We start from the raw sequence: 25,843 nt of genomic DNA on the forward strand, positions 1-25,843 counted from the left end.
AGTTTAAAACTATGAGTCGCTTACTTCACGTGCCCAATGGTTTTGTTTAGCTACATGTAGTTTACGGTAGCCATCTAGGAGTGCTGCATGCTTTTTAAAGCCATTAAGCGACAAACCAGGGAAGGTTAAACCGTTAAATAATGTACGGCCTTCGGCAATTTCAATCGCAAGCGTTACGTTGTCGCTGCCAAACATTAAACCAAGTGCATCTTGGTAGTCGGCGTATTCACGCTCGTCATCGTATTTAATTTCAAGAATGGCTTTTAAGCAGCGGAAATGGCGCATTGCCTCTTCGTTTACTTGGCCTGTATGCAGTATCCAATCAACCCAATCAATTGCTTCTTCGCTGCCTGCGGCTAAACAGAGATGCGCTTTAAGCTCACCAATACGTAGCGTATGCCAAGGTGTATCTGCATCGGTTGCAAGGCCAATAAACTCTGCTGCGCGAATAATATCGCTGTGGCCAGCTTCTTCTAGGCTGTCGTAAATGTCCATCCATTGCTCAGCATCGTACTGATCAAGCGATAGGAATGCTTCACGGAATTTAGCGCCTTCGTTGTTGTTACGCCAAATAAGCTCATCTACTGGGTAAATGTCTGACATGCCAGGTACTAAAATACGACATGCATACACGTTTAGGTGCGTGTAATCCATGATGTAAATGTCGTGGTTCATGCTATGAATTAGGTCAGTACAGAAGTTGTATTCTTGCTCTGTTGTACCGCTAAAGTCCCAGTGTACAAAGTCAAAATCGGGATTTGCACGGAAAAAGTCATGCGATATTAAACCGCTAGAATCAATAAAGTGCAGTTCAATGTTTTCAGGCGTTGCTACTTCGTCGTTATCAAACGTGGCTGGCTGGAATACATCAAGCTGATCAAGGCGGCGACCTTGTAGTAACTCGGTAACGGTACGCTCAAGGGCTACTTCAAATGAAGGGTGAGCACCAAACGAGGCAAACACAGAGCCATCTGTTGGGTTAATCAGCGTTACGCTCATTACTGGGTATTTACCGCCTAGTGATGCATCGGCAATACGTAAATGAAAACCATGGCTGCGTAGCTCTTCACATGCTTCGTGAATTTGTGGGTATTGCTTAACAACCTCTTCAGGCACGATAGGCAAACAAATGCCTTCAGCGATGATGCGGTTTTTTATTGCGCGTTCAAATACTTCTGATAAACCTTGTACTCGCGCTTCAAATTTGGTGTTACCCGCGCTCATACCGTTAGATACAAAAATATTACCAATCACGTTTACCGGGATGTACACGTCTTGGTTATCGCGTTGGCGCGTGTATGGCAATGTACAAATGCCGCGCTCGTTATTACCTGAGTTAAAATCAAAAAGGTGTGATGCGTTAAGTTCGCGCTCTGGGTCAAAGTAATCCCACAGGCTTTCGTCCATTATGCCCTCAGGCACTTCCTCACCTTCTACTTTAAACCATTTTTCGTTTGGATAATGGGTAAACTCGCCGTTGGCAAATTCTTCACCTAAGTAAAAGTCGGCAAAAAAGTAGTTACAGCTTAAACGCTCAAAGTATTCACCTAGCGCAGAGGCAATAGAGGCTTTATCGGTTGCACCTTTACCATTAGTAAACATAACACCGCAGTCGCTATCTTTTATATGAACCGAATAACAGTTAGCTACAGGGTTAAGCCAAAGCGCTTCTTCAACATTAATTTTCAGGGCTTTAAGCTTGTTTTGCATGGTAGAGATTGACGATTCTAGATCGCGGTCTTTACCTTTGATAAACGTTTTTTCAGTCATATTGATCTCAACTAGTTCTGCACGATGTGTGGAAGTGACATTATCGTGGATTTTGATGTTTATTTCATCCTTTGCGAGCAAGATCATGATTATTTAATAAAACTGTGGTTATTATATAGGCAACGTAAAGGGGGGAAGGGCAACTCAATGTATAAACTAATCAAACGCTTGTTGTTATTAATTGTAATTTTAGGGCTGGGTGGCACCGCTGTGGTGTATGGGGTACTTAGCTTGAGTTTACCAGCACTTGATGGCAACGGACGCAGTATGGCAGTAAATGAACCTGTTAAAATTTCTCGCGATACATTGGGCCAAGCTGTTATCAACGCTAAAAACCGCAACGATGCCGCTTACGGATTAGGTTATGCGCACGGACAGGACCGATTCTTTCAAATGGATTTATTAAGGCGCAACGCCGCAGGTGAGCTAAGTGAATTATTTGGCAAAGCGGCCCTTGGGCTTGATAAAAAAATGCGCTTCCATCAACTGCGTAAGCGTAGCCGCGCTATTTTACAAACTCTTCCTGAAACCGATAAGCGATTATTAAAAAGCTACGCACAAGGCGTGAACGAAGGGCTGGCACAAGTAGGGTATGCAAGCTTTGAATACCTACTAACGGGCGGGGCGCAAAAACCTTGGCAAAGTGAAGATAGCTTATTAGTGATATTTAGCATGTACTTAGATTTACAAAGCATGACATTTAATCGCGATCAAACTTTGATTCAGCTAGAGCAAATATACAGCAAGAATATGGTTGATTTTTTAACGCAACCTAGTCAATACCAAGCAGCGCTTGATGGTAGCAAATTAGCCCCGTTTGTAGGTGAACTGCCGGTTCTCGCAACGCAAACGGCTCATGTTGCAACCCACATTGAAGCCCCTCAAGAGCTTGGTAGTAATAATTGGGCAGTCACCGGAGAGCTTACAAAAACCGGCGCAGGAATGGTGTCTGACGATATGCACTTATCAATGGCAGTACCGGTTATTTGGTACCGAGCACAACTCAATTATATGTTAAATAACAAGCCAATGCAGATAACGGGTGTATCACTTCCGGGTACTCCAGCCATAGTGGTGGGAACAAATAATAAAATTGCATGGGGGTTTACTAACGGTTATTTAGATACCGCTGATTGGATAGCGCTTAATAACGATAGCAAAACATGGCTTGTTGATGAGCCTATTTTATTATCAGAAGGAAGCGCTGAACCTTACTCGTTAATAATGAGCGAATACGGTCCAGTAAAATACATTAACGAAAAGCCTTATGCACTTAGTTGGGCGGCGCATCAACCTTATGCAGTCAACATGCAACTATTAAAGCTTGAGCAGGCAGATACTGTAGACGATGCGCTTGCTCTTGCAAGTGATATTGGTATTCCGGTACAGAATTTAATGGTCGTTGATAGCCTAGGCAATGCGGCATGGAAAAATATAGGCGGTATTCCGGCACGAACAACTGCGAGTGAGTTAAGTGTAAATGCAACGCAGTATTCGGCACTTTTTGAGCAAAACGAAATTAATCGCCCATTTGTTAAAAACCCGTCCAGTGGGCGATTATGGACGGGGAATTCTCGGGTTGTATCCGCCAGCGATAATGCACGCTTTGGTAATGGCGGCTATGCATTAGGTGCACGTTCAAGTCAAATTAGAGACCGCTTATTTGAAAAAAACACATTTGCAGAGTCTGACTTTTACGCGCTACAGCTTGATAACCAAGCCCGTTTTTTAATGCCATGGCATGAGCTGTTACTCAAGCAGTTAAACACCAATAAGGTTAAAAATGCGCAGTATATAACAGAGCTTGAAAACTGGCAGCAATGCGCATGTGCTTCTTCGGTAGGTTATACCTTGGTTAAACGCTATCGCGACGAAGTTATTAACCTCGTGTTTAACAATATTGAAGTCACTCTTAATGAGCACAAAGGTACACTTAAACCTATAAAACGAGGGTTAGAGCCTGCGCTTTGGCAACTTATTAACAATAAACCTGCATCTTGGGTTAATTTTCAATTTAATAGTTGGGATGAACAATTAGTGGGTGCTTTTGATAAAGCTACAGATAAGTTGAGCGCGCAATTTGGCACTAATATAAAGCAATGGCAGTGGGGTAAAGTAAACGAGCTGGTTATAGAGCATCCTTTTGCAAAACAAATCCCGCTATTGGCAAAGTTACTTAACATGCCAACTGCTGCAGGGTTTGGTGATACTTACATGCCTGCGGTACAAGGACGAGATTTTGGTGCATCACAGCGTTTTATTGCTCAACCTGGGCATTTAGAGCACGCTATTTTAAGTGTGCCGGGTGGGCAGTCGGGACATCCGCTATCAGAGTTTTATAGAGCTGGTTTTAGCGACTATATTGAAGGTAAGCAAACTCCGCTATTGCCACAAACGCTAGCGCATCAAATAGTTATCTCACCAAAATAGTGTGAGCCAAAATGCAAGTAATAACGTTCTATATAACTCTAACAATGGAGAACTAAAATGAAAAAATTACTACCCGCGTTAATGACCAGTTTGCTACTGAACACATCGGCTCATGCAGACGACAACCCCGTCACCGCAGAAAAACTCAGTGAAAGCGTCTATGTATTATTTGGTCAAGGTGGCAACATTGCTGCAAGTGTTGGTGATGACGGTATTTATATTATTGACGACCAATTTGCTAAGCTCTCAGATGATATTAAAAAAACCATTAGTGATTTAAAACCCGGTAGCGCCGAGTTTGTAATTAATACACATCATCATGGCGACCACACCGGCGGTAACGAAAACTTTGCTAAAGCGGGTGCACATGTCATTGCGCACGACAACGTACATAAGCGATTAGAAGAAAAACACGGTGCAAACTCAGATTACCTGCCACGTATTAGTTTTGGCCACGATTTAAAACTTCATTTTAATAACGAACACGCACATGTTGTGCATTATGCGCATGCCCATACCGATGGTGACTCAGTTATATTTTTTAGTAACGACAACATAGTGCACATGGGCGATATTTATTTTAACTTTGGCAGCTTGCCGTTTGTTGATGTAGATAGCGGTGGCAGTGTTGATGGAGTATTAGCGGCGGTTGACGATGTTATTAACCAAATTGACGATAATACTCAAGTTATTCCGGGGCATGGTCCAGTAAGTGACCGTTCAGGGCTGATAACGTATCGTAAGCTGGTGCAAAAGGCCAAAGGTGTTATGCTTAAGGCAATGCAAAACGATGCGAGTTTACAGCAAGTGCTTGACGCTGACCCACTATCAGAACTGGGTCTTAAATACGCAAATTGGCTACCAAAAGAGCGAGTAACCACATTGTTTTATCGTAGCTTAAAGTAACTTGTAAAGTGAGTTAGCACGCATAATATAGTTTATTAAGCTGAGCATTTGCTCAGCTTTTTTGTTCCCATGCCCCAAGGAGTTGTGTATGTCGGCAGAAAAAACCCACCTAGAAATTTGTAACTTGACCAAAGAGCAGTATCCACAAATAAAAACGCTAATGGATCAAGCCTATCCAGACTTAGGTGGCGCATGGCCAAGCCATACCATTTTTAGATTAATAGACCAGTTCCCTGAAGGGCAAATAGGCATAGTAGATGATGGCGTGCTGGTGGGCTTAGCGCTGAGCGTGCAAGTAGATTACACGCGTTTTTCAAACCCACATACCTACGAAGACATAGCCGATGGCCATGACCGCGTATTTAGCGATACCGATGGCGATGCTTTATATGGCTTAGATGTTGCTATTAGCGAAACTCACCGGGGCATGCGTTTAGGGCGTCGGCTTTATGATGCCCGTAAAGAATTGTGCCGCCAATATAACTTACGCGCTATTTTAGCCGGTGGGCGTATTCCACGTTATTACAATCACAGCAGTGAAATGACGCCAATGGAATACATTGAAAAGGTTGACCAAAAAGAGCTTTACGACCCCATTTTAAGCTTTCAGCTTTCTAACGACTTTCAGGTAAAGCGGTTACTTAAAAAGTACCTGCCGGAGGATCAAGAGTCTGTAGGTTACGCCACCTTACTTGAGTGGAATAACATAATGTATGAGCCAACCGATACGGTGCTCGAGTCAACTAAATCGATAGTGCGTATAGGCGCAGTGCAATGGCAAATGCGTTGTGTAGAGTCGGTTGAAGAAATGCTAAAGCAGGTTGAATACTTTGTAGATACGGTATCTGACTACAAAAGCGATTTTATATTATTTCCTGAGTTTTTTAACGCGCCACTTATGGGCTTAGGCGATCAAAATAATCAAACCGAAGCCATCCGCTATTTAGCGGAATATACAGAGACGTTTAAAAACGCGATGTCGCGTATGGCAATAGAATATAACGCCAATATTATTACCGGCTCTATGCCGCTTGCCGAAGACGATAAAATTTATAACGTAAGTTACTTATGCCACCGAAGCGGTAAAATAGACGAGCAGCGCAAAATACACATAACCCCGCATGAGCAAAATGATTGGGTTATTCAAGGCGGCGACAAAATTGCCGTGTTTGATACCGATGCTGGGCGTGTAGGTATTCAAATTTGTTACGATGTAGAGTTCCCAGAGCTTTCGCGCATACTAGCTAAGCAAGGGCTTGATATACTGTTTGTTCCGTTTTGGACCGACACTAAAAATAGTTATTTACGGGTTCGCCATTGTGCGCAAGCGCGCGCAATCGAAAACGAATGTTATGTGGTTATTGCAGGCTCAGTAGGTAACTTACCTGAGGTAGAAAGCTTAGACGTACAGTACTCGCAATCGGCAGTATTGACGCCGTCTGATTTTTCTTTTCCGCACGATGCAACACTCAATGAAGCCACACCGAATACCGAAATGTTATTATTTAGCGACCTTGATATGGATAAGCTAAAAATCCTTCATAGCGAAGGGACGGTGCGTAATTTAAAAGATCGCCGTGAAGATTTATACGACGTAATTTTGAAAAAGAGAGATGTTTAATGGCATGGGTTTATTTAGTCATTGCAGGCCTGCTTGAAGTAGGCTGGCCAATTGGTTTAAAAATTTCACAACAACCCGACACTCGCTGGCAGGGTATTGCAATGGCTGTGGCGTTTATAGCAGCCAGTGGCTTTATGTTGTGGCTTGCACAAAAGCAAATATCAATGGGTACTTCCTACGCAGTATGGACCGGAATAGGTGCTGCGGGTACGTTTTTAGTGGGTATATTATTTTACGGTGATGCAGCCACGTTTGGCCGCATTGCAGGTGTACTCATGATTATTTGCGGTGTGATAACGCTAAAAATAAGTTCTTAAAAATAGCGCTTAACACTCGCTTTAAAAGTTATAAGCAGCTTTATAGTAGCGCAGGTTTAAAAGCCTGCGTTTTTTATGTTCTCAATTTGGCAGCATCACTAAAATAGCGGCAATGGCTATAAGTATTAAGCCAGCGGTGTCTTGTTTTTTGAGTGGTTGCTTTAGCCAAAGTACGGCAATTAGCATAGTAAAAAACACTTCTACCTGACCAAGCGTCTTAACGTAAGCAACATGTTGTAAGCTCATAGCACTAAACCAGCCAATAGAACCGACACAACTAAAAGTACTAATTGCTGTAGTGGTGCCTTTATATTGCCAAAGTTTACTCAGAGTATGTGGCTCTTTTAGTAATAAATAGCCAAGTAATATAAGCGTTTGCAAGCTTATTACAAACAGTAAAACCCATGCAGCCGAGTGCGGAAATAACAACCCCGAATTTAAACTCGCTTCACGTACCCAAAGCGAGGTAAGGGCAAAGCTTGTGCCGCAGGCTAGGCCAAGTAACGCTGTTTTAGCATCAAAGTGTTTTACGCTGGTTATACCGCTAAGTAAAAGCACCGCAATAGCGCCTAAAAATACTCCTAACCAGCCAAGTACACTGAGCGCAGAGCCAAAAAATAATACGCCTAAAATAGCCGCGACTAACGCTTCACTTTTTGCAAGCCCTGCACCTACGGCGTAATTGTTCATTTTAAATAGCTTTACCATTAAACCCGTGGCAAGTATTTGCATAACGCTTGCACCAATAATAAATCCCCAAAAGGCATTATTAAACGTAGGCATGGCGGTATCTTGATATTGATAAAGGCCATATAAATACACGGCAGCAATGGGGCCCGCTAAAATAAAACGTGAAAGGGTAACGCCAGCAACACTTACATTGTTACTTAATTTACTTTGCAGGGCATTTCGCCAGGCTTGCATAAAGGCAGCTAAAAAAGTGAAAAAGATCCAAGTCATGGTATTCGTCGATTAAAAATAATGCCTTTAAGTTAACAATCTTTAGTTATTAATGCGATGCATTAAGGGTGATAGTGAATATTCATCATCTGCGACATTATGCCGCACTGTTTTATGAGTAAACTTAGCTATAGTAAGTGTGATGTTATTGTTTAGCCGCCAGCGTTTGTCATAAAACGTTTGGGCGGCTTTTTTTATGTGTGTAATATGTATTGCTAAATAATCAGGTTTTATAATAAGAGAATAAACTATGACAACATTAGTGGTGTGTGCATTATTAGCTGTATTAATGCCTTATTTTGCAAAAGTACCTGTGGCCGTTGCGATGGCAAAGCTTGGCCGGTACGACAATAAACACCCTCGTTCCCAGCAAGCAAAACTAACGGGTTTTGGTGCGCGGGCGCTCGCTGCTCATCAAAATTGTTTTGAATCACTTACTGTTTTTGCCGTTGCTATAGCAGTGGTATTGGGTACTAACTCGGTAAATGCAGTAACCGAAACTTTGGCAGTTACTCATATAGTTTCGCGTACTTTGTATTGTATTTTTTATTGGTTGAACCTGGATATTATACGTTCGCTTGTATGGTTTATTGGCTTAGGCACTACCATTGCCATGATTGTAGTGAGTATCTAATTTTATTGTTAAAACCACAAAGCAAGCGGCCTAAAAGGGCGCTTGCTTTGTGCTCTTGCATTACTTAATGGCATAATTCGATAGCATTAATGCGATACTTTAATTCGCTCGATTAAATCGGTATGTGCAACCTCGCTGTTTATAGCAAAATCTAGCTGTACGAGTACATCATCAAAGCCTGCCTCAGACATTTTATATTCCCACTTTGCCAAGGCTTCTTTAGCTGATTTATCAAAAACGTCTGACGGCCTAGATTGAATTACGCTAATGTTTTTTGTTCTGCCATTGGCGGCAATATCGTATTTTAATACTACCGAGCCGCTAATGCCTTGCTTAGCTGCTTGGGCAGGGTAGCGTGGCTCAATTCGAATTATTGGTGAAATGTGATCGCTTTTAGCACCTTCTACTTGCGGTTGCTTTGCAATAGCGAGCGTACTTAACATGCTTGCTGCAACAAGCAGTAAGCCACCTTTGGCAAAGCGAGAGCGATTGCCACTGTGCTTTATATTGGTAAGTCGTTGTAACATGGTTTTTTTATCTCCGTAGTGTGAATAGGCCATTAGGCCTGTGGGCGTTGTTGCCGCGCAGTTAACTAAGGCTCTGCTGTATAAAATGTGTTGGTGTGTGGTTTTATTGGCAAGTACCCGTTCATCACACGTGAGCTCTTGTAAGCGCCTACAGCTTGCGTATGCCATCCACGCGAGCGGGTTAAACCATAATAAAATAGTAGCCAGTAACAGCAGGGCATTTATTAGGTTATCTTTGCGTTTTATGTGCACAGATTCATGCTCTAAAATAAGCGCCAAAGTGGCTTTATCAAACTGGCTTTTATAATTGCTGGGCAGTATGAGCTTGCTTTGAAAAATTCCCACTACCATTGGCGACGCAATGTGGTTACTGGTATAGGTTTTAATGTGTGAAGTGATAGCGTGTTCGCTATCAATTAAATAATTGATCTGTAGATTTTTAATAAAGCGAGTGTGAACAATAAACGCAATGGTCAAAAGTAGTAGAGTAACTAATACATAAAGCACAGCCCAATTTAGGCTTAAATTATTAATAAGCGACTGGTTAGGCGTGATCAAATAATGGCTAATAGCACTATTTTGCAGTGGTTTAATGGAGCTCGGTAAGTTTGTAGCCAGTAATGAAGCTGGAATCAGCCATACTAATTTATACACAAAGCATGGGCCAAGCAGCCTTAAACTAAAACGCTCACATACAATAAAGCCACCAAGCATTATGCTGAGCAATAATTGCTGCTCTAGCAACCAGTTAAATAGTGTTTGAATATCCATAGCCAGTCCTTACTTTTGGTTTTTTTCCCAGTCATCAATGACTTTTTTAAGCTCATTTATATCTTGCTGAGAAAGCTGCTCCGATTTAGCAAACCCGCTTACCAGCGGCGCTATGCGGCCACTAAAAAAGCGCTCAATAAAGTTTTGGCTTTCTTTTAAAGTGTAGTCGACGCGCTCCATGCAGGGGGTATAAATATATTGGCGACCGTCTTTTTCAAACGACAGTGCACCTTTTTTAACTAATCGACCGAGTAAGGTTTTAATGGTTTTTTCGTGCCATTGTTTGTCATCGCTTAAGCGCTCAATAATTTGGCTGGCGGTGGCAGGGTAATTAATCCAAAGTGCGTCAAGTACTTCAAATTCTGCTTTTGATAACTCAATCATTTTATTGCCTACAAATGTAATCTTTAATTTAAGACTACGCCTGTAATCTGTTTTTGCAAGGTTATTTTTTAATTTTTTTGTGTGCTACTTAAACGAAGGTTAGATTTTTGAAATATCAGTTTTATTAATTTGTATGTAGTGGTTTTCAGAAAGGTTTAGTTTTGAAAGGGGTAGATCGCTAAATTGCACTCTAAATAAATCAGTTACTTTAAAGCCGCAGTAATGCGCCATTTTACGTATTTGCCTGTTAAGCCCTTGTTTTAAAATAATACTAAATTGGTTGTCAGCTATTTTAGTTACTTCACACGGTAAGGTTACTTGTTTATCAACAGGGACGCCTGCGGCCATTTCTTCACAAAACGCGTTATTTATAGGTTTATTTACTGTGACTATATAATGCTTAGGCTGGTGGAAGTTAGGATGGATTAGCTGGTTACAAAAATCGCCATCGTTGGTCAAAATAAGCAGGCCCCGAGAGTCTTTATCTAATCGGCCAATAGGGTAAACACGGGTAAGTGTAGGCAAATGGTGAATAAGGCTTGTAGGGTCATTTTTATTTAATTTACAGTCAATACCTACAGGCTTGTGGTACGCAAAATAAACCAAGTCGGCCGCGCCTTTAACTACTTGGTCATTAACTATTACTTCGTCTTGCTCATTAACGTGATCAATATGATTAGCAGGGCGATTATTTACTGTTACCACCCCTTCATCAATTAAACGCGATGCCTGTTTACGTGAGCACACACCGGCATGAGCAATGTATTTAGCCAGTCGGATTTTGGTGCTCATAAAATATACTCGTTGGTTGGCAATAAAAAACTGATCGCGATTATAGCAAAGCTGCGTATCGATATAGCAATATTTAATTTAGGTGAACAAAATGGGTATGAAATTTTCTGAACTAAAAAATCATGAGCCACTACAAAAAGTAGTTGTTCACTCACTAGAAATGGCGCTTTACCAGGTGTCTGTGATTATTAATAACGTTGAATATTACGTAACAGAAGAAGATGGCGAGTTTGTAAGAGCAGTAAGCCCGCTACATGTGCAAAAGCGATTTGAAAAAATAGCGTACGCACAAATGATGCTCCGCCATACAAGTGCTTATGACGAAATGTGTGGTCAACCAGAAAAAACCTCAAGTAATCTGCTTGAAGTTCCCTTTGGTAAAAATAACCTGTTTTGACGGTATGAGTTTGTTAGTATCTGCTTTTTAAGAAGCGCAATATGTACCAATTACAAGCAGACAATAGTGATGCGTTAAACTCAACGTTACGTAGTGAAATGGTTGAATTTAATGCCCAGCATTTCGATGCGCAAAGAGTGCCACTCGGCTATAAATTTGTTGACGATAGTAACGAATTGGTGGCTGGTATTAGTGGTTGCGTATTTGGTAATTGGCTAATTATAAACTGGCTTTGGTGCAGTGAAAGAGTGCGCAATAAAGGCCTTGCTGGACAGTTACTCGCTGAACTAGAGCAAGCTGCAATATTGCTTGGCGCCAAAAAAGCTCAGCTTGATACACTTGATTTTCAAGCCAAACCTTTTTATGAAAAACGCGGATACAGTGTGAAGTATCAACTTGATAATTACCCACTTTGCGGCACCCGCTACTTTATGGAAAAATTACTTTAATTGATTCCTGTATTCAAATTTTTTATTTAGCCCCTAGTTATTTGGCTGTTAACGGCTCGCCTTCAAATGTAACGCCCAAAAATGGGGTCGCCTCTGGCGATAACATAAACGTGCGAATGTTCATATGATCGTCACCGTTAGGGTTTTGTAGTACTTCTTCGCGATAAAACTTACCAAAGCAATCTAATGTGTTTTGCTTGCTAAGCCCATTGAGTTTGGCAAAAGCAAAAATTTTACATGAACCGTTATTTTCACTTGCTGAGCTCAGTAACCCGTGGTTATTAAAGGCGCAAGCAGTAAAACCGTAATTGGCTTCGATCACCGCCATTGTATCGGTAAATTGAATGTTTTTTGGGTTTTCAGCAAGTGATTTAAGGTATTCGTTTAAAGTCATCATTGTTCCCTAAATTTAATGGGTAAGGCTAATTTACTTAACGCATTTTATGAACGAATAAAATGCGTTAATGCGTGAATATTCTCAATTTCAACATCGGCCAGCCCCTTGTACGTATACTTAGCGCCTTGATCGTTTAACCACACTGATTGACAACCTGCGTTATTGGCGCCTTGTACGTCGGTATCTAGGCTGTCACCAATATGGAGTATGTCGCTTTTGGCGACTTTTAAGTGCGCAGCTGCTTTGTCAAATAAGGTGCTATGAGGTTTAGCTTTACCATGCATGCCCGCTTGTAGGACTAGCTCAAACTTATTGTGTAAATTAAAGCGTTCTATTTCAACATTGCCATTGGTTATGGCGATTAAGGTAAAATGTTGCGCTAAGTTATCAAGTAGCGCTAATACGTCGTCGCTGACTACAATGTTACTGCGTGCATCGGCAAAAGCGTTATAGGCACTACTAGCGTGCAGTTCTACTTCTTGTTCAGTAAATCCCAACTTAGATAGAGCTAAACGCAATGTATGCTTGCGCCACTGCGTTACATTATCTTTAAGCTCGGGTTGTTGTTGAGCGGCAAGTTTTCGGCATTGTTGCCAGTATTGTGGGCCTTGTTCTTGGTAGCGTGGTAATGCATTTAAGTAATTTTGTTGGGCGTTAACAGCTGCTTTTATAATCGGGTGGTTGTTGTATAAGGTGTCGTCTAAATCAAAGCTCATGACAGAAAAAGGGCGTATTGCACGATTAAATCGGATCATTGTAATTTCCTAATCAGTTTGTTTTTTAGCGCGCGGGTGTGTGTTGTCGTACACCTTGGCTAAATGCTGAAAATCTAAATGGGTATACACTTGTGTGGCCGACAAGCTGCTGTGGCCAAGCAGTTCTTGTACAGCGCGTAAATCACCCGACGATTCTAAAATATGTGATGCAAATGAATGGCGTAACTTATGCGGATGCACCTGTGAGCTAATCCCTTGCTTTATTCCCCACTCTTGCATACGCAAACGCACTTGGCGAATTGAGATACGATTTTTTTGGCTACTTAAAAATACGCCGGGCTCGTCTTGTTTTGCAAATTGAGGCCGCACGGTTAACCATTTTTTTAATGCTTCTAATGCCTTCGTTCCCACGGGAATAAGGCGTTCTTTGTTACCTTTACCACGCACTAATATTTCACCACTTTTGGCATTAATATCTTGCATGTTAGCGCCAACTAACTCGCTAATACGTAAACCTGATGAGTACATAAGTTCCATCATGGCTTTATCTCTGACTGCTAAAGGGTCGTCGTCGGGTATTTCGAGCAACCGCGCCATTTGATCAACATCAAGATTTTTAGGTAAAGGCTTGGCAAATTTAGGCCCTTTAATGCCGGTCGCAGGGTTATGATAATGCGATTGCTGTGCAATATTTTTGGCTTTTAAAAACTTATATAAACTCCGTATACAGCTTAATTTTAAGCTAATGGTTCGGCCACTTAATTGTTTGGCGCGTAAAGCCATACTGTAGCGGCGAATATGCTCTGCTTGTACGCCAAACCAGTCATCGCATAATTTATTGAAATAAAGCGCTGCAAAGCCAAGTTGGCTGACATATTGATTGACGGTGTGCGCTGAATATTGTTTTTCAAATTTTAGGTAGTCGCTAAATAGCGTAATGGGTGTGCGCCAGTTGTCACTTAATTCGCTTATATTAGGCGCATCAACACTCATGCGAGTTTTTGTAACCTTAGTTGCAGGGCGCTAATAAAATCCAACATAAATAGGTTGTCTTGTGCGGGTTCAAAATGGTTCACGTTGTTGCTGCCAAATGCCAGTATGGCACTAGGCTGCTTTGCATCGCCAATTAAATAAATAGCCGCAGATTGCGTGTCATCTCTAAAAAGTAATGCACGCTCTTGCGTTGTAATACGCCCTAAATAATACCCAGAACCGCTGAGGCGATGTTCTATGAGCTCGTCAAAGTCAGGAGTGTATTTTAATAATTTGAAGTCACTTATGTCGTCATTTGAGCACACAATAGCGTGTAAGTTTTTAGCGATTGCATCAAAGTCATCATGGCGCCAAAGTTGGCGATGGCATTGGCTAAGTAAACAGTACACTCGCTCATTTTGAACAGCGTGTTTACTCATGGTGTCGATTTGCTTTTTTAAACGTGTATTGTGCTCACGCAATTGGCGCTGTTGAATATGCACGAGTGACGTTGCCCCTTGCGCTTGCTGTTGAAGCTCTAGCTGAGCAAACACATCTGGGTGTTTAACTAAAAAGTCAGGGTTTGCGAGTAAGTAGCTAGTAACTTGCTCCTCGCTCAGCTTACTCATAATGCAACTTGTCCGTCGAACACGTGCTCAGCGGGGCCTGTCATTCGTACCGGATGACCTTCTCCACTCCAGCGTATTTGAAGAGTGCCACCAGGGAGGTCGACTTGTACTGCGCTTGAAAGCTTACTTTGCATATGCCCAATGACCATAGCTGCACACGCGCCAGTGCCGCATGCGAGTGTTTCATTTACGCCGCGCTCCCATACTCTTAGCTTTATATGCTCTTGCGATATAACTTGCATAAACCCAATGTTAGCGCGCTGTGGAAAACGTTCGTGGTTTTCAAGCAGTGGACCTAATACATCGACCTGCGCTGTCGTAATATCGTCAACTTCAAGTACACAGTGTGGGTTCCCCATAGAGACTGCGCCACTAAATACGGTGTGTTCTTCTGCCCTTATAATGTAGGTGAGTTCACGTTTGCTGGCTTTAAGCGGTATTTTGCTTGGCTCGAAATTAGGGTGCCCCATGTTAACCGTGACTTGGCCGTCTTTTTCTATGTATAGCGTTAAATTACCCGATTTGGTTGATACGCTAATTTTGTGTTTGTTAGTCAGGCCTTTCATACGAACAAAACGTGCAAAGCAACGTGCGCCATTCCCGCATTGTTCTACTTCGGTACCATCGGCATTGAAAATACGATAATGAAAATCGAGATCGGGGGAGTATGGCGCTTCAACCATGAGTAATTGGTCAAAGCCAATGCCAAAGTGGCGATCAGCCAGCTTTTTAATTTGATCTCGTGATAAAAATACATTTTGTGTAATATTATCAATAACAACAAAGTCGTTGCCTAAGCCGTGCATTTTGGAAAAATTAACTAACATAGCGCTCTAATTCGTGTTTGCTCTGTGGTAATCATGCCACAGAGCAGCTAGTTGGCAAAAACGTTTATGGTAAAATTTTCTCACCTTGATAAAGACTCTCAATGGTTTCACGTTCGCGGATAAGATGGTGCTGCTGACCGTCTACCATTATTTCAGCTACGCGTGGGCGAGAGTTATAGTTTGAACTCATTGTAAAGCCATATGCCCCAGCACTGCGCTGCGCGAGTAAATCGCCTTGTTTAAGCGCTAGTTCTCGGTCTTTTCCTAAAAAGTCACCGGTTTCGCATACGGGCCCAACAATATCAAAGTTGTGAGTTGGCGTATCGTCATCACGAACCGACACAGGAATAATTTTTTGCCACGCTTGATAAAGAGAAGGGCGAAGCATGTCGTTCATGCCAGCATCAACAATGGCAAAAAACTTACTTTGGTTTTGTTTAATAAACTCAACCTGCGTAATTAATACCCCTGCGTTTGCTGCAATCGCACGACCTGGTTCAAAAATAAGTTCTAAATGGCGGTAGTTTTCTAGGCGAGCGGTTACTTGCTCAGCGTATTCACTAGGATGAGGTGGTTGTTCGTTGTCGTAAGGGACACCTAACCCACCACCTATATCTAAATGGCTTAATTCTATCCCGACATTTTTTAGCTCATCTATTAACGCAAGGAGTTTGTCTAGCGCTTCTAAAAATGGTTTTACTTCGGTTAACTGCGAACCGATATGGCAATCTACGCCTATTACGTTTAAGCCTGGTAAAGCATCAGCTTGTTGATAAACACTTACAGCGGTTTGAATATCAATGCCAAATTTGTTTTCTTTCAGACCTGTGGAGATATAAGGGTGCGTTTTAGCATCTATATCGGGATTTACGCGAATAGAAATTGGCGCCACTAAGTTAAGCTCGCACGCAACCTCTGAAATACGCTCTAATTCAGAGGCTGATTCAACGTTAAAGCATTTAATCCCTAATTTTAATGCGTACGCTATTTCGTCAGCGGTTTTAGCAACGCCTGAAAAGACCACCTTACCGGCGTCTCCTCCGGCTTTAATTACACGCGCTAGCTCACCTTTTGAAACAATGTCAAAACCCGAACCTAAGCGCGCTAAAATATTTAATACGGCAATATTAGAGTTTGCTTTAACGGCATAGCATACCAAGCTTTTATGGCTTTTAGTCGCATTAGCAAACGCAAGGTAGTGGCGCTCAAATGTTGCGCGAGAATACACATAGCAAGGCGTACCATATTGCTGAGCAATTGCGGCAATACTCACATCTTCAGCAAACAATTGGTTGTTTTTATAGTTAAAAAAATCCATTTATTGCTCCTGCTTTACTGGGGTAGTGGGTTGCTTGGCCTGCGTGTTAGGCGTCATCGTGTTTTCTGGTTGGTTTTGCTGGGCCTGTTGTTCAGGCAAATATAACGGGCCGCTTTGTCCGCAGCCAGCTAATGCGCCAAATAGGGCCGTGCTAATTAATAGTTTTTTTAATTGTAAGGTATGTGTCGCTTTCATTAGATTAATATTGTTGCTGGCTTTATAATCGCAGAGTAACAGAATATCTAAAAAATGCAGCTATTCGCGGATGATTTTATTCCTGTTACACTAGCTGCATGTTTTTAACGCAATTACGTACCCAATATTAGGCGGCTCGCCTGCAAAGGAATCAACAATGACTGAACACGAATATCACCAATTAGCCGAAGCTCTTATGTTCACAATTGAAGAGCAAGTTGATGATTGTGAAGCCGATTTAGATTACGAATCAGCGCAAGGTATTTTAGAAATTATTTTTCCTGATAAAAGTAAAATTGTGATCAATAAGCAAGCGCCTCTTCATCAAGTGTGGGTAGCAACTAAATTTAATGGTCATCATTTTGAAATGCGTGACGGTCAATGGATTGATAACCGCTCTGGTGCAGAGTTTTGGGAGTTCATTAACGAAGCGTCAACTCGCCAAGCTGGCCAAGAAATTAAATGGCAATCGTCACTATGAGTTTAGAATTTGTTCAATACCCTGCACAGAGCGCTCATAAAGCTACCGTTATTTGGTTACATGGGTTGGGTGATTCGGGTGATGGGTTTGCCCCTGTAGCGCCGCAATTAAACTTACCAGATGAGTTAGGTGTGCGTTTTGTTTTTCCTCATGCACCTGTGCAACCGGTCACCATAAATGGCGGTATGGAAATGCGCTCTTGGTACGATATTAAGTCAATTGAGCTTGATAAACGTGCCGATGAAGAAGGTGTTAGAGAGTCTGCCGAAAAGGTAGAAGCCCTTATAAATACAGAAATAGCAAACGGAATACCAGCTAACAAAATTATTTTGGCAGGTTTTTCACAAGGCGGTGTTGTGTCGCTTCATTTAGCACCACGTTTTGAGCAAAAGCTAGCGGGTGTTATGGCATTGTCTACTTACATGTGCGCGCCGCATAAATTCACAGATGAAGCAAAGCATACCGATTTAAATGTATTTATGGCACATGGTAGCCAAGATAACGTGGTACCAATGAGTGCGGGTAAAAGTGCATTTGATGTATTAACAGCACATAACATGGATGTAAGCTGGCAAGAATACCCAATGGCACATCAAGTATGTGCAGAAGAGTTACACGCTATTCGCCACTGGTTAATTGCCCGTTTAAGCTAATTTTGGAGCCGCTGAGGTCAATATGAGTCAAAAAATAGTTATTAAAGCAAATGTAAAACGCGAGCCACAAAACAGCCTACCTACGGTAAGTTATGAATGGCATTGGCGTCGTATTGTGAGTTTGGCTATGTTGATAGTAATGACATCTGCGGCCGTGATATATGGTTTAACCAGCTCAGTAAATGCAGATCAAGGCGCTCACCCCAATGAACAAACAGAGCTTTTAATTTCTAATAGCACACAAAGTAATGAGGTCATTGAAAGCCCAATACACGATGAACCCAATAGCCAGTCGCAAATAAGTGCTGCCAATACTGACGGGTTAACTGCAAAGCAAATGGTCTCTGCTGAAGATGTTGTTAACATCGATATCTCAAACAAAAGTAACCCAGAGCCAGTGACCGTTCAGCCTGAGTTAGATAATGTAATAGTAGCTCTGCAAGCTGCTGAGTTGGCTAACACATCTAACAGCGAAATAATTTCATCAACACAAAACAGCGATGCACAAAGCGAAGTTAACCCTTTACCCGAGCAATCTGCGGATATAGACACCTTACTAGACGCTCCGCAAAGCGATGATGTTACCTTATTTGGTACAGATAGATTTCCTGACAATGCGCATATTGCAAGTGTTGCATTAGGGGCCCAAATTGATACTGGTAAAATAAGCCGTGCGGTTCTGACTCGCAGTGTTGAAAAGCGAGAGCCTGTAAATGTGTTTGCGGCAGATGTGCGTATGAGTCAATTTGAAGGAACATTATCGTTTTTTAGTGAACTAAAAGGGCTTCAAGGTCAGCAAGTTAAACATATTTGGTATTTTGAAAGTGAGACAATGGCCGAAATTACACTTAATGTTACTTCGCCGCGTTACAGAACTTATTCAACAAAAAATATTATGAACACGCAAACAGGCCATTGGCGTGTAGACGTTGTTGACGAGCAAGGTAATTTAATTGCCCAAAAAGAATTTAGAGTGTTAGCTAACTAAATAATGCTAACCGCAGTAATTAATTGGATACCCCTATGACAGAAAAAACAAAATTAGTACGTATAGCAACTCGCAAAAGCGCCCTAGCGTTATGGCAAGCTGAGTTTGTAAAAGCTCAGCTAGAGCATTTTCATGATGATGTACGTGTTGAGTTAGTCCCTATGTCGACACAAGGGGATATTATTTTAGATACGCCATTGGCCAAAATAGGCGGCAAAGGGTTATTTGTAAAAGAGCTTGAGCAAGCCATGTTAGATGGCCGAGCTGATATTGCTGTGCACTCAATGAAAGACGTGCCTGTTGAATTTCCGGAAGGACTAGCGCTTCATACCATTTGCGAGCGTGAAGATCCTCGTGATGCATTTGTATCAAATAACTTTGCCAACTTAAATGAGTTACCGAAGGGGGCCATTGTAGGTACATCTAGCTTACGTCGTCAGTGCCAAATTAGAGCGCTAAGACCTGACTTAGAAATCCGTGATTTACGCGGAAACGTGAATACACGCCTAGCTAAATTAGATGATGGGCAATACGATGCCATTATTTTAGCAGCGGCAGGGCTTATTCGTTTAGAGATGGGCGAGCGTATTGCGGATTACATTGAACCAGAAGTATCGTTGCCTGCAAATGGCCAAGGTGCTGTAGGTATTGAGTGTCGAATTGAAGATGACGTAACTAAAGCGTTATTAGCACCGCTTGAACACGCACACACGCGTATTCGTGTTAACGCAGAGCGTGCCATGAACCGTCGTTTAGAAGGCGGTTGCCAAGTACCAATTGGCGCTTATGCGTTAGTTGATGGCGAGCAGGTTCATTTACGAGGGCTTGTAGGCGCAATTGATGGCAGCGAAATTTTACGTGACGAAGTTGCGGGTAATATTAACGATGCCGAAAAACTCGGAATAGAGCTGGCTGAAAAATTACTTGCTCAAGGCGCAGATAAAATTTTAGCTGACGTATACAGAGACGCATAAATGACACATATTCTGATAACTCGGCCCGAAGGAAAAGGCGTAGCCCTTGCAGAACAACTTGAGCAAGCGGGTTATCAGACGTCGTTGTTTCCTGTTTTAAATATTAACTATTTAACGCCTTCTAGTACTCAACTAAGCCCACTTATTAATGCAGATAAAATTATTTTTATCTCTCAGGATGCTGTTAAAGCACTGGCACAATTAAAGCCCGATATAAACATTAAAGCGCAGTTTTATGCTGTAGGGCAGCAAACTGCCGATACAATATATGAATTATTTGGTGTGCGTGCAGCAACTCCTAAACAGTTCGATTCTGAAGGGGTATTGGCTCTTAAGTCGTTGGCTCAGGTTGATGGCAGCAATATTGTATTGGTCAAAGGGCAAGGTGGTCGACCCGATATAGCCAAGGTCCTAAAAGAGCGCGGTGCGTTTTTAAATAATTGTGTTGTTTATGAACGTGAGCCAGTATCCGATTTAACTAGTAACTGGACTGACCACTGGAAAAGCAACAATGTACACGGTATAGTCATAACAAGTAATGCAGCAGTTGATGCCATATTTACCCCCCTTGCTGCACAACAATTACAATGGTTACAACAGTGCCACTTTTATGTTGCCAGCGAGCGTATAGCCGCATATTTACAGCAACAACACGTAAGTTTGGCAAATATACATATTGCAGCAGGGGCTAGCGATAACGCTATGTTTACCTGTATTAATCAGCAAGGTAGCAGCATGAGTGAACAACCTAAGTCAATAACAACAGAAAACACAACATCAACAGCTTCGAGTTCAGCATCAATTAAAAATGAGCCAGCAAGCGTAAAAAACAAACCAGCAAATGACAAACAAAAAGTTAGTAAAGTGGCTTCTCTTGCATTGTTAATATCGTTGGTTGTGGCCTCTGGAGTTGGTTACGAGTTTTATCAAAAGCTAAATGCAGGTAAAGCGCAAAATACATTTGTTAACGAACTTAGCGAGCAAAATAAGCTACTTCAGCAAGAGCTAGCGGTTCTTAAGTCTTCTCAAGTGAGCTTGCAACAAGCGCTATTTAATAGCGAAGAAAAAGTATCTGAGGCGTTAGCGCAAAGCACTCTTGAAAATGAGCAAGCATTAAAAAACGCACTACAAAAAGCGCAGCAACAAGGCTCATCTTTAAACCCACAAGAAGTAACTAGTTTGCAGCGTATGGCTGAATTTAAACTGTGGGCAGAAAAAGACTACCAAGGCGCAAGCGCTGTACTAAAGCGTTTAGACGGACTGTTAAGTGAGCACCCTGGTACAATTGAACTTCGCCAATCTATTATGCAAGACATACAAACGCTTGATAGTTTAAAACCGGTTGCTACCGAGGCTATTTATTTGCAGCTAAATAGTGTTCTTAACCGAATTGATGAACTGGTGTTTAACGCGGTCAATTTACCAGAGGAACCACGGGAAGTTGATGAAAATGCACTCAGCGAAGATATTAACGATTGGCAGCAAAATATCAGTAACAGTTGGAATAAAATTGTTGATAGTTTTATTAAAATTAGGCGCCATGAAGGTATAGCTGTTGAACCATTACTAACTGATCAAGAGCGCAATTTAATTAACCAGCGAATTAAGCTTAATATAGCGCAGGCGCAAGATGCGCTACTAAGTAAACAAGCCAGTATATATTTTAATGCATTAAGCGAAGCAAAGCGCTTAATTGGTGAATACTTTAAGCAAGATGATGCAGCGACTAAATCAACACTAAATACGCTATCTAAATTAGAAAAAGAACCACTTAATTTCAGCCAAGAGGTCACACTGCAAAGCACACAAATGGTTAAGGAGTGGGCGCAATGATAGGGCTAATTATTTTAATTGTAGCTGTTGTTGTTGTAATTGCGGTTACCCCTTTTGTACTTGACGAAAAAGGTTATGTGCTAATTTCGTTCAATAATACGACCATTGAAGGCACCATTGTTTCGTTTTGTATTATGGCTGCATTGTCTGCGGCAGTTTTATATTTTAGTTACAAACTAATACGTTATTTATTATCAATTTATAGAAATACCAAGCATGGTTTTTTTGCCCGCAGTGAAGAGCGTAAATTCGCCGCAATTGAACAAGCCCTTTTCAGTGCTATAAACGACGATTACGAACAGGTAGAGCGCGCACTTTCTGGTAACAGTGTGCCAGAAAAATTTGACGATATTCGTTTAGCGCTTTTAGCTAAAGCAGCACTTGCTAACAACGAGGCAGATAAAGCGCTTGAGCGATTATTTGAAATAAGCCCAGAGCAGCAATTAAAAGTAGCAAAGCTATGGTTGGCAAGTGGCGATAGCAGTGCGATTGAATCGCAGTTGCGTGTGAATGCAGAAGCTAAAAAAGCCACCGCCCTTGAACTTAAACTGTACACTGAGGTATTAGTACAACAGCAGCACTTTAGTGCACTTGAAGAGTTTTTACCCAAGCTACTGCGTAAAAAAGTGTTTTCTAGTGAGCAGTGGACGCGTGTATTTTCTGCCTATTTTACGGCCCAATCAGCTGATGAATTAACAAATAAATACAAACAATTACCACGAAAACTACACACTCATGCACAGACTGCATATTTAACTCAAATGGCTGCAACAGGTCAGCTTGCCGTTATTGAGGGCGATTTAACTAAAATGGTTAAGCAAGCCAGCCAACATGATGAGCTTGCTGCTATTTTAAATAATGCAAACCATGGTGAAGCGCACAAGTTACAAGCCAGTATCCAAGATCGCCTTAAAAAAGACGACACCAATACAGCGCTGCTGTTGTCGCTGGCATGTCTTGCTAATGCACAAAGTGATTATGACTTAGCGGCACGTGTATTTGATAAAGCGCTTAATGGTGATAATAAACACCAATTTGCAGACCAAGCAGCCTTGAGTTATAAAAACACGGCACAGGCTGAAAAGGCACTCGTTTTATATAACAAATAAGTTTACTAGCTGATTAGTTATATATTTTAGGCACAGGTTATAGGCGTTTTATAAATGCTTTACCTGTGCTTTTTTATAGGTATTTTTTAAATTTAGCGAAACAATAAAAAAGTAAGGCGATACTATTTTTATACAGATTATTGTTAAGTGCGTGAATATTTTGCACAAAAAGCAGACATATGACCGCTTAATAATATTACAAAGCGTATAGACTTGAAAAATACCTCTATCTGCGTATTATGCGCAAAAATTTAATTAAACTGGGTGCTACTATGATCAATAGAAAACTACCTTTGCTAGATATTCACCGTCATTTAGATGGTAATGTTCGCGCGCAAACCATACTAGAACTTGGTCGTCAGTTTAATATTGATTTACCCGCAGATAACGTTGAACAATTAATTCCTCATGTTCAAGTTATAGATCCAGAGCCAAACCTAGTGGCTTTTTTACAAAAGCTAGACTGGGGCGTAACGGTACTTGGCGATTACGATGCATGCCGCCGTATTGCTATTGAAAATATTGAAGATGCGCAAGCGCAAGGCCTTGACTACGTTGAACTTCGTTTTAGCCCTTACTACATGTCGCAAAGCCAAGGTTTACACCCACAAGGTGTTGTAGAAGCTGTGGTTGATGGTATTAAATCAGCAACAAAGAATACCAATATTAAAGCAAACTTAATTGGTATTTTGTCGCGTACTTATGGTGTTAAAACGTGCCAGTATGAGCTTGATGCATTACTTGCGTTTAAAAATGACTTAGTGGCGGTTGATTTAGCGGGCGATGAAATTGGCTTTCCGGGTGAATTATTTATTGAGCACTTTAAGCAAGTGCGTGATGCGTATTTAGCGTCAACAATTCATGCTGGCGAAGCACTTGGCGCTCCAAGTATTTGGCAAGCAATTAATGAATTAGGTGCAAGTAGAATTGGCCATGGTGTAAAAGCAATTGAAGATCCAGGATTAATGGATTACCTGCGTGATAACCGCATTGGTATTGAATCGTGTTTAACCAGTAATATTCAAACCAGTACAGTTACCGACCTAGCTACGCATCCACTTAAACAGTTTTTAGATCATGGTATTCTTGCTTGTCTTAATACAGATGACCCGGCTGTTGAAGGTATTGAAATAGAGCATGAATATACCATTGCAGCACCCAAAGCAGGCCTATCTCAGGCTGATATAGAAAAAGCCCAAGCTAATGCCTTAGAAATTGCATTTTTAAGTGACGGCGATAAAAAAGCACTACTAGCACAAGTGAGTGCACGTTAAGTAATGCAAATAAATATGCGGCTTTAAAGCTGCATATTTATAGATTTAACTTGAGCGATAGTTAAGAGATTTACTAACGCTCAGGTTTTAAATTAGTGCTCTTGGCAGCTAAGGTAGTTATCGTAAAGCGCTTTGAGTACGTCGGCACGATTTATCATCCCCACCACTTTTACGCCTTCTACTACAGGGTAGTTTTTTGGCTTACCTGGCTGCATTTGTTCAGCTAGTTCAATAATGTTTAAATCGCTACTCACTGTGACTACATTGGTCTGCATAAGCTGCGACACTTTTACAACCCCTTCGCAAAAATAACTACTTTGCATTAAAGGCTTTAATAGCTCTTGTTCTGAAATAAATCCGACTAGGCATTTTTCGTTATCGAATACAGGCGCACCAAGTAATTTAAATTTTTGTAACTCGGCTATGGCAGTTGTCATTTCAGTGTCTGGTGTTATGTTTGGCAACTTGCGTTGCATAAAATCTTTTACTTTTGTATTTAGCATTTGGGTCTCTCCCGCTGATGTTCTGTACAAAGTATGGTTTATAGATTGGATTTTAGGAAATTGTTTATATTGATGTGTTTGATAGGTTTAAGCTATTAAAACTTTAAAGTCATAAAAAAAAGCACCCATAGGTGCTTATCATTAAATGATGCGATGAGTTTACTTTATAAATGCAAATGCATCGGCGTACATGTTTTCACGAATAGCGCCATGAGCTATAAAATCATCACGTACAATCCCTATCATGTCAAAACGACCTGCCATGTAAATGTCGTAAGGTTCTAGTGATACGATGTCTTGCATTACTGCTTTGTGCACAAAACCCGTGTGACCTTGCCAATTAGCTGATGGGTTTTCGACGACAGGAATAAATTCAAAATGCTCGTGGCTTTCTGCCCATAATTTCATTTCTTCATGTGCATATAATGCCGACTCTTCTTTAACACCCCAGTAAAATAGCACAGGGCGATCACAGTTTATTTCAGCTAGGTGATCAGCCATTGATTTTACATACGAAAAGCCAGTGCCACCTGCAAGTAAAATAATAGGTCGGTTACATTGCAAACGAAGTTGGGAAACACCTAATCCAGCCTCTATATCAACCATTGTTTTGTTTGAATGCGCATTACGTAAATGTTCAAGCGATTGCATTGCGTATGAGTCTGCACCAGAGGCACCAATGTGCAGCTCTATTTCATCACATTGTGATGGCCGGCTAGCAATAGAAAAAGCGCGTTTGTCTTTTTCACTTAACACCAGTTGCATGTATTGGCCCGCTTCAAAGGTCACAGGCTCTTGTGGCTTTAAAGTTACTTTGTTAACAAATTCTGTTAGTGGGCTGATAGCTACAACTTCAGCTTTTAATGTTTGCATTTTTTACCTTTTAGCAGCGCTTTTGATAGCAGATACGCAATTGAATGGATCGATTCTAGCATACCTATAGGATTATTTTATAGCCTGTTTATAGCTTACCCGAACGATGGTGAATAAATTATTGACCATCGCTGGGTTTGTTT

At 41.4% G+C, this 25,843-nt stretch carries 28 protein-coding genes; 14 read left to right on the top strand and 14 right to left on the bottom strand.

Translation table 11 applies throughout. The features are described from left to right. Positions 1 to 9: 9 nt before the first annotated feature. Positions 10 to 1,770, bottom strand: coding sequence for a 30S ribosomal protein S12 methylthiotransferase accessory factor YcaO (gene ycaO / locus ATS71_RS04370; RefSeq protein ID WP_058403709.1), 1,761 nt, complete (start codon positions 1,768 to 1,770; stop codon positions 10 to 12). Positions 1,771 to 1,917: 147 nt separating this feature from the next. Between ycaO and ATS71_RS04375 the strand changes: the two genes are divergently transcribed. From ATS71_RS04375 to ATS71_RS04390, 4 genes are all read left to right on the top strand, one after another. After that, on the top strand, positions 1,918 to 4,200 hold the full coding sequence (locus tag ATS71_RS04375; RefSeq protein WP_058403710.1) for a penicillin acylase family protein: 2,283 nt from the start codon (positions 1,918 to 1,920) through the stop codon (positions 4,198 to 4,200). A gap of 57 nt (positions 4,201 to 4,257) precedes the next feature. Next, on the top strand, positions 4,258 to 5,106 hold the full coding sequence (locus ATS71_RS04380; protein ID WP_058403711.1) for an MBL fold metallo-hydrolase: 849 nt from the start codon (positions 4,258 to 4,260) through the stop codon (positions 5,104 to 5,106). An 88-nt stretch (positions 5,107 to 5,194) separates the two neighbouring features. Beyond that, a complete protein-coding gene (locus ATS71_RS04385) occupies positions 5,195 to 6,727 on the top strand; it encodes a bifunctional GNAT family N-acetyltransferase/carbon-nitrogen hydrolase family protein (RefSeq protein WP_058403712.1) in 1,533 nt (510 codons plus the stop codon). Further along, entirely contained in the window at positions 6,727 to 7,044 is a 318-nt protein-coding gene (locus ATS71_RS04390) for a DMT family transporter (protein ID WP_058403713.1), read from the top strand. The genes ATS71_RS04385 and ATS71_RS04390 overlap by 1 nt, the downstream gene beginning before the upstream one ends. Positions 7,045 to 7,125: 81 nt before the next feature. Here ATS71_RS04390 and ATS71_RS04395 read toward each other — a convergent pair whose 3' ends face one another. After that, positions 7,126 to 8,004, bottom strand: a complete 879-nt coding sequence (locus tag ATS71_RS04395; RefSeq protein WP_171034598.1) for a DMT family transporter — start codon at positions 8,002 to 8,004, stop codon at positions 7,126 to 7,128. A gap of 250 nt (positions 8,005 to 8,254) precedes the next feature. Between ATS71_RS04395 and ATS71_RS04400 the strand changes: the two genes are divergently transcribed. Continuing rightward, positions 8,255 to 8,638 (top strand): MAPEG family protein, encoded by a 384-nt coding sequence (locus tag ATS71_RS04400; protein WP_058403714.1) that lies wholly within the window; start codon positions 8,255 to 8,257, stop codon positions 8,636 to 8,638. Positions 8,639 to 8,724: 86 nt separating this feature from the next. Here ATS71_RS04400 and ATS71_RS04405 read toward each other — a convergent pair whose 3' ends face one another. The 3 genes from ATS71_RS04405 to ATS71_RS04415 form a co-directional block, all read right to left on the bottom strand. Next, the gene (locus tag ATS71_RS04405; protein ID WP_058403715.1) at positions 8,725 to 9,936 is read right to left on the bottom strand and encodes a M56 family metallopeptidase; all 1,212 of its coding nucleotides are present in this window, start codon (positions 9,934 to 9,936) and stop codon (positions 8,725 to 8,727) included. Between the two features lie 9 nt (positions 9,937 to 9,945). After that, positions 9,946 to 10,320, bottom strand: coding sequence for a BlaI/MecI/CopY family transcriptional regulator (locus tag ATS71_RS04410; protein ID WP_058403716.1), 375 nt, complete (start codon positions 10,318 to 10,320; stop codon positions 9,946 to 9,948). Between the two features lie 99 nt (positions 10,321 to 10,419). After that, positions 10,420 to 11,112, bottom strand: a complete 693-nt coding sequence (locus ATS71_RS04415; RefSeq protein ID WP_058403717.1) for a pseudouridine synthase — start codon at positions 11,110 to 11,112, stop codon at positions 10,420 to 10,422. 91 nt (positions 11,113 to 11,203) lie between these two features. On the opposite strand from ATS71_RS04415, the gene ATS71_RS04420 reads away from it, so the two are divergent. Both ATS71_RS04420 and ATS71_RS04425 read left to right on the top strand, forming a co-directional pair. Continuing rightward, positions 11,204 to 11,509 carry a DUF6482 family protein gene (locus ATS71_RS04420; RefSeq protein ID WP_006792473.1) on the top strand — a complete coding sequence of 102 codons (306 nt, stop codon included), beginning with the start codon at positions 11,204 to 11,206 and terminating at the stop codon, positions 11,507 to 11,509. 41 nt (positions 11,510 to 11,550) lie between these two features. Further along, positions 11,551 to 11,958 (top strand): GNAT family N-acetyltransferase, encoded by a 408-nt coding sequence (locus tag ATS71_RS04425; RefSeq protein ID WP_058403718.1) that lies wholly within the window; start codon positions 11,551 to 11,553, stop codon positions 11,956 to 11,958. Between the two features lie 37 nt (positions 11,959 to 11,995). On the opposite strand, the gene ATS71_RS04430 is transcribed toward ATS71_RS04425, so the two are convergent. From ATS71_RS04430 to lptM, 7 genes are all read right to left on the bottom strand, one after another. After that, on the bottom strand, positions 11,996 to 12,352 hold the full coding sequence (locus tag ATS71_RS04430) for a HopJ type III effector protein (protein ID WP_058403719.1): 357 nt from the start codon (positions 12,350 to 12,352) through the stop codon (positions 11,996 to 11,998). 47 nt (positions 12,353 to 12,399) lie between these two features. Continuing rightward, positions 12,400 to 13,110 carry an HAD-IA family hydrolase gene (locus tag ATS71_RS04435; RefSeq protein WP_058403720.1) on the bottom strand — a complete coding sequence of 237 codons (711 nt, stop codon included), beginning with the start codon at positions 13,108 to 13,110 and terminating at the stop codon, positions 12,400 to 12,402. Between the two features lie 9 nt (positions 13,111 to 13,119). Further along, entirely contained in the window at positions 13,120 to 14,064 is a 945-nt protein-coding gene (locus ATS71_RS04440) for a tyrosine recombinase XerC (RefSeq protein WP_058403721.1), read from the bottom strand. Beyond that, positions 14,061 to 14,672 (bottom strand): DUF484 family protein, encoded by a 612-nt coding sequence (locus ATS71_RS04445; protein ID WP_058403722.1) that lies wholly within the window; start codon positions 14,670 to 14,672, stop codon positions 14,061 to 14,063. Before ATS71_RS04445 ends, ATS71_RS04440 begins: the two co-directional genes overlap by 4 nt. Further along, complete coding sequence (gene dapF / locus ATS71_RS04450) at positions 14,669 to 15,499, bottom strand: diaminopimelate epimerase (RefSeq protein WP_010557932.1); 831 nt, start codon at positions 15,497 to 15,499, stop codon at positions 14,669 to 14,671. Before dapF ends, ATS71_RS04445 begins: the two co-directional genes overlap by 4 nt. Positions 15,500 to 15,563: 64 nt before the next feature. Then, entirely contained in the window at positions 15,564 to 16,817 is a 1,254-nt protein-coding gene (gene lysA, locus ATS71_RS04455) for a diaminopimelate decarboxylase (RefSeq protein ID WP_058403723.1), read from the bottom strand. Further along, on the bottom strand, positions 16,818 to 17,012 hold the full coding sequence (gene lptM / locus ATS71_RS04460) for an LPS translocon maturation chaperone LptM (RefSeq protein WP_058403724.1): 195 nt from the start codon (positions 17,010 to 17,012) through the stop codon (positions 16,818 to 16,820). Between the two features lie 157 nt (positions 17,013 to 17,169). Between lptM and cyaY the strand changes: the two genes are divergently transcribed. The 7 genes from cyaY (at position 17,170) to add (ending at position 24,324) form a co-directional block, all read left to right on the top strand. After that, complete coding sequence (gene cyaY, locus ATS71_RS04465; protein WP_058403725.1) at positions 17,170 to 17,493, top strand: iron donor protein CyaY; 324 nt, start codon at positions 17,170 to 17,172, stop codon at positions 17,491 to 17,493. Then, positions 17,490 to 18,146: an alpha/beta hydrolase gene (locus ATS71_RS04470; RefSeq protein WP_058403726.1), complete on the top strand. Its 657-nt coding sequence runs from the start codon at positions 17,490 to 17,492 to the stop codon at positions 18,144 to 18,146. The genes cyaY and ATS71_RS04470 overlap by 4 nt, the downstream gene beginning before the upstream one ends. Positions 18,147 to 18,168: 22 nt before the next feature. Beyond that, positions 18,169 to 19,134 carry a DUF2914 domain-containing protein gene (locus ATS71_RS04475; protein WP_058403727.1) on the top strand — a complete coding sequence of 322 codons (966 nt, stop codon included), beginning with the start codon at positions 18,169 to 18,171 and terminating at the stop codon, positions 19,132 to 19,134. Positions 19,135 to 19,169: 35 nt separating this feature from the next. After that, entirely contained in the window at positions 19,170 to 20,108 is a 939-nt protein-coding gene (hemC, locus tag ATS71_RS04480) for a hydroxymethylbilane synthase (RefSeq protein ID WP_058403728.1), read from the top strand. Beyond that, positions 20,109 to 21,941 carry a uroporphyrinogen-III synthase gene (locus ATS71_RS04485; protein ID WP_058403729.1) on the top strand — a complete coding sequence of 611 codons (1,833 nt, stop codon included), beginning with the start codon at positions 20,109 to 20,111 and terminating at the stop codon, positions 21,939 to 21,941. Then, positions 21,938 to 23,050, top strand: a complete 1,113-nt coding sequence (locus tag ATS71_RS04490; protein ID WP_058403730.1) for a heme biosynthesis HemY N-terminal domain-containing protein — start codon at positions 21,938 to 21,940, stop codon at positions 23,048 to 23,050. The genes ATS71_RS04485 and ATS71_RS04490 overlap by 4 nt, the downstream gene beginning before the upstream one ends. Positions 23,051 to 23,322: 272 nt before the next feature. Then, a complete protein-coding gene (gene add / locus ATS71_RS04495) occupies positions 23,323 to 24,324 on the top strand; it encodes an adenosine deaminase (RefSeq protein WP_058403748.1) in 1,002 nt (333 codons plus the stop codon). A 92-nt stretch (positions 24,325 to 24,416) separates the two neighbouring features. Here the strand turns inward: add and ATS71_RS04500 are convergent, their stop codons facing one another. Together ATS71_RS04500 and fre are read right to left on the bottom strand one after the other, a co-directional pair. After that, complete coding sequence (locus tag ATS71_RS04500; RefSeq protein ID WP_006792457.1) at positions 24,417 to 24,827, bottom strand: CBS domain-containing protein; 411 nt, start codon at positions 24,825 to 24,827, stop codon at positions 24,417 to 24,419. Positions 24,828 to 24,986: 159 nt separating this feature from the next. Then, positions 24,987 to 25,700, bottom strand: coding sequence for an NAD(P)H-flavin reductase (fre, locus tag ATS71_RS04505; protein WP_058403731.1), 714 nt, complete (start codon positions 25,698 to 25,700; stop codon positions 24,987 to 24,989). Positions 25,701 to 25,843: the final 143 nt, after the last annotated feature.

Source organism: Pseudoalteromonas sp. H71 (genome assembly GCF_001468485.1).
Classification (GTDB): domain Bacteria; phylum Pseudomonadota; class Gammaproteobacteria; order Enterobacterales; family Alteromonadaceae; genus Pseudoalteromonas.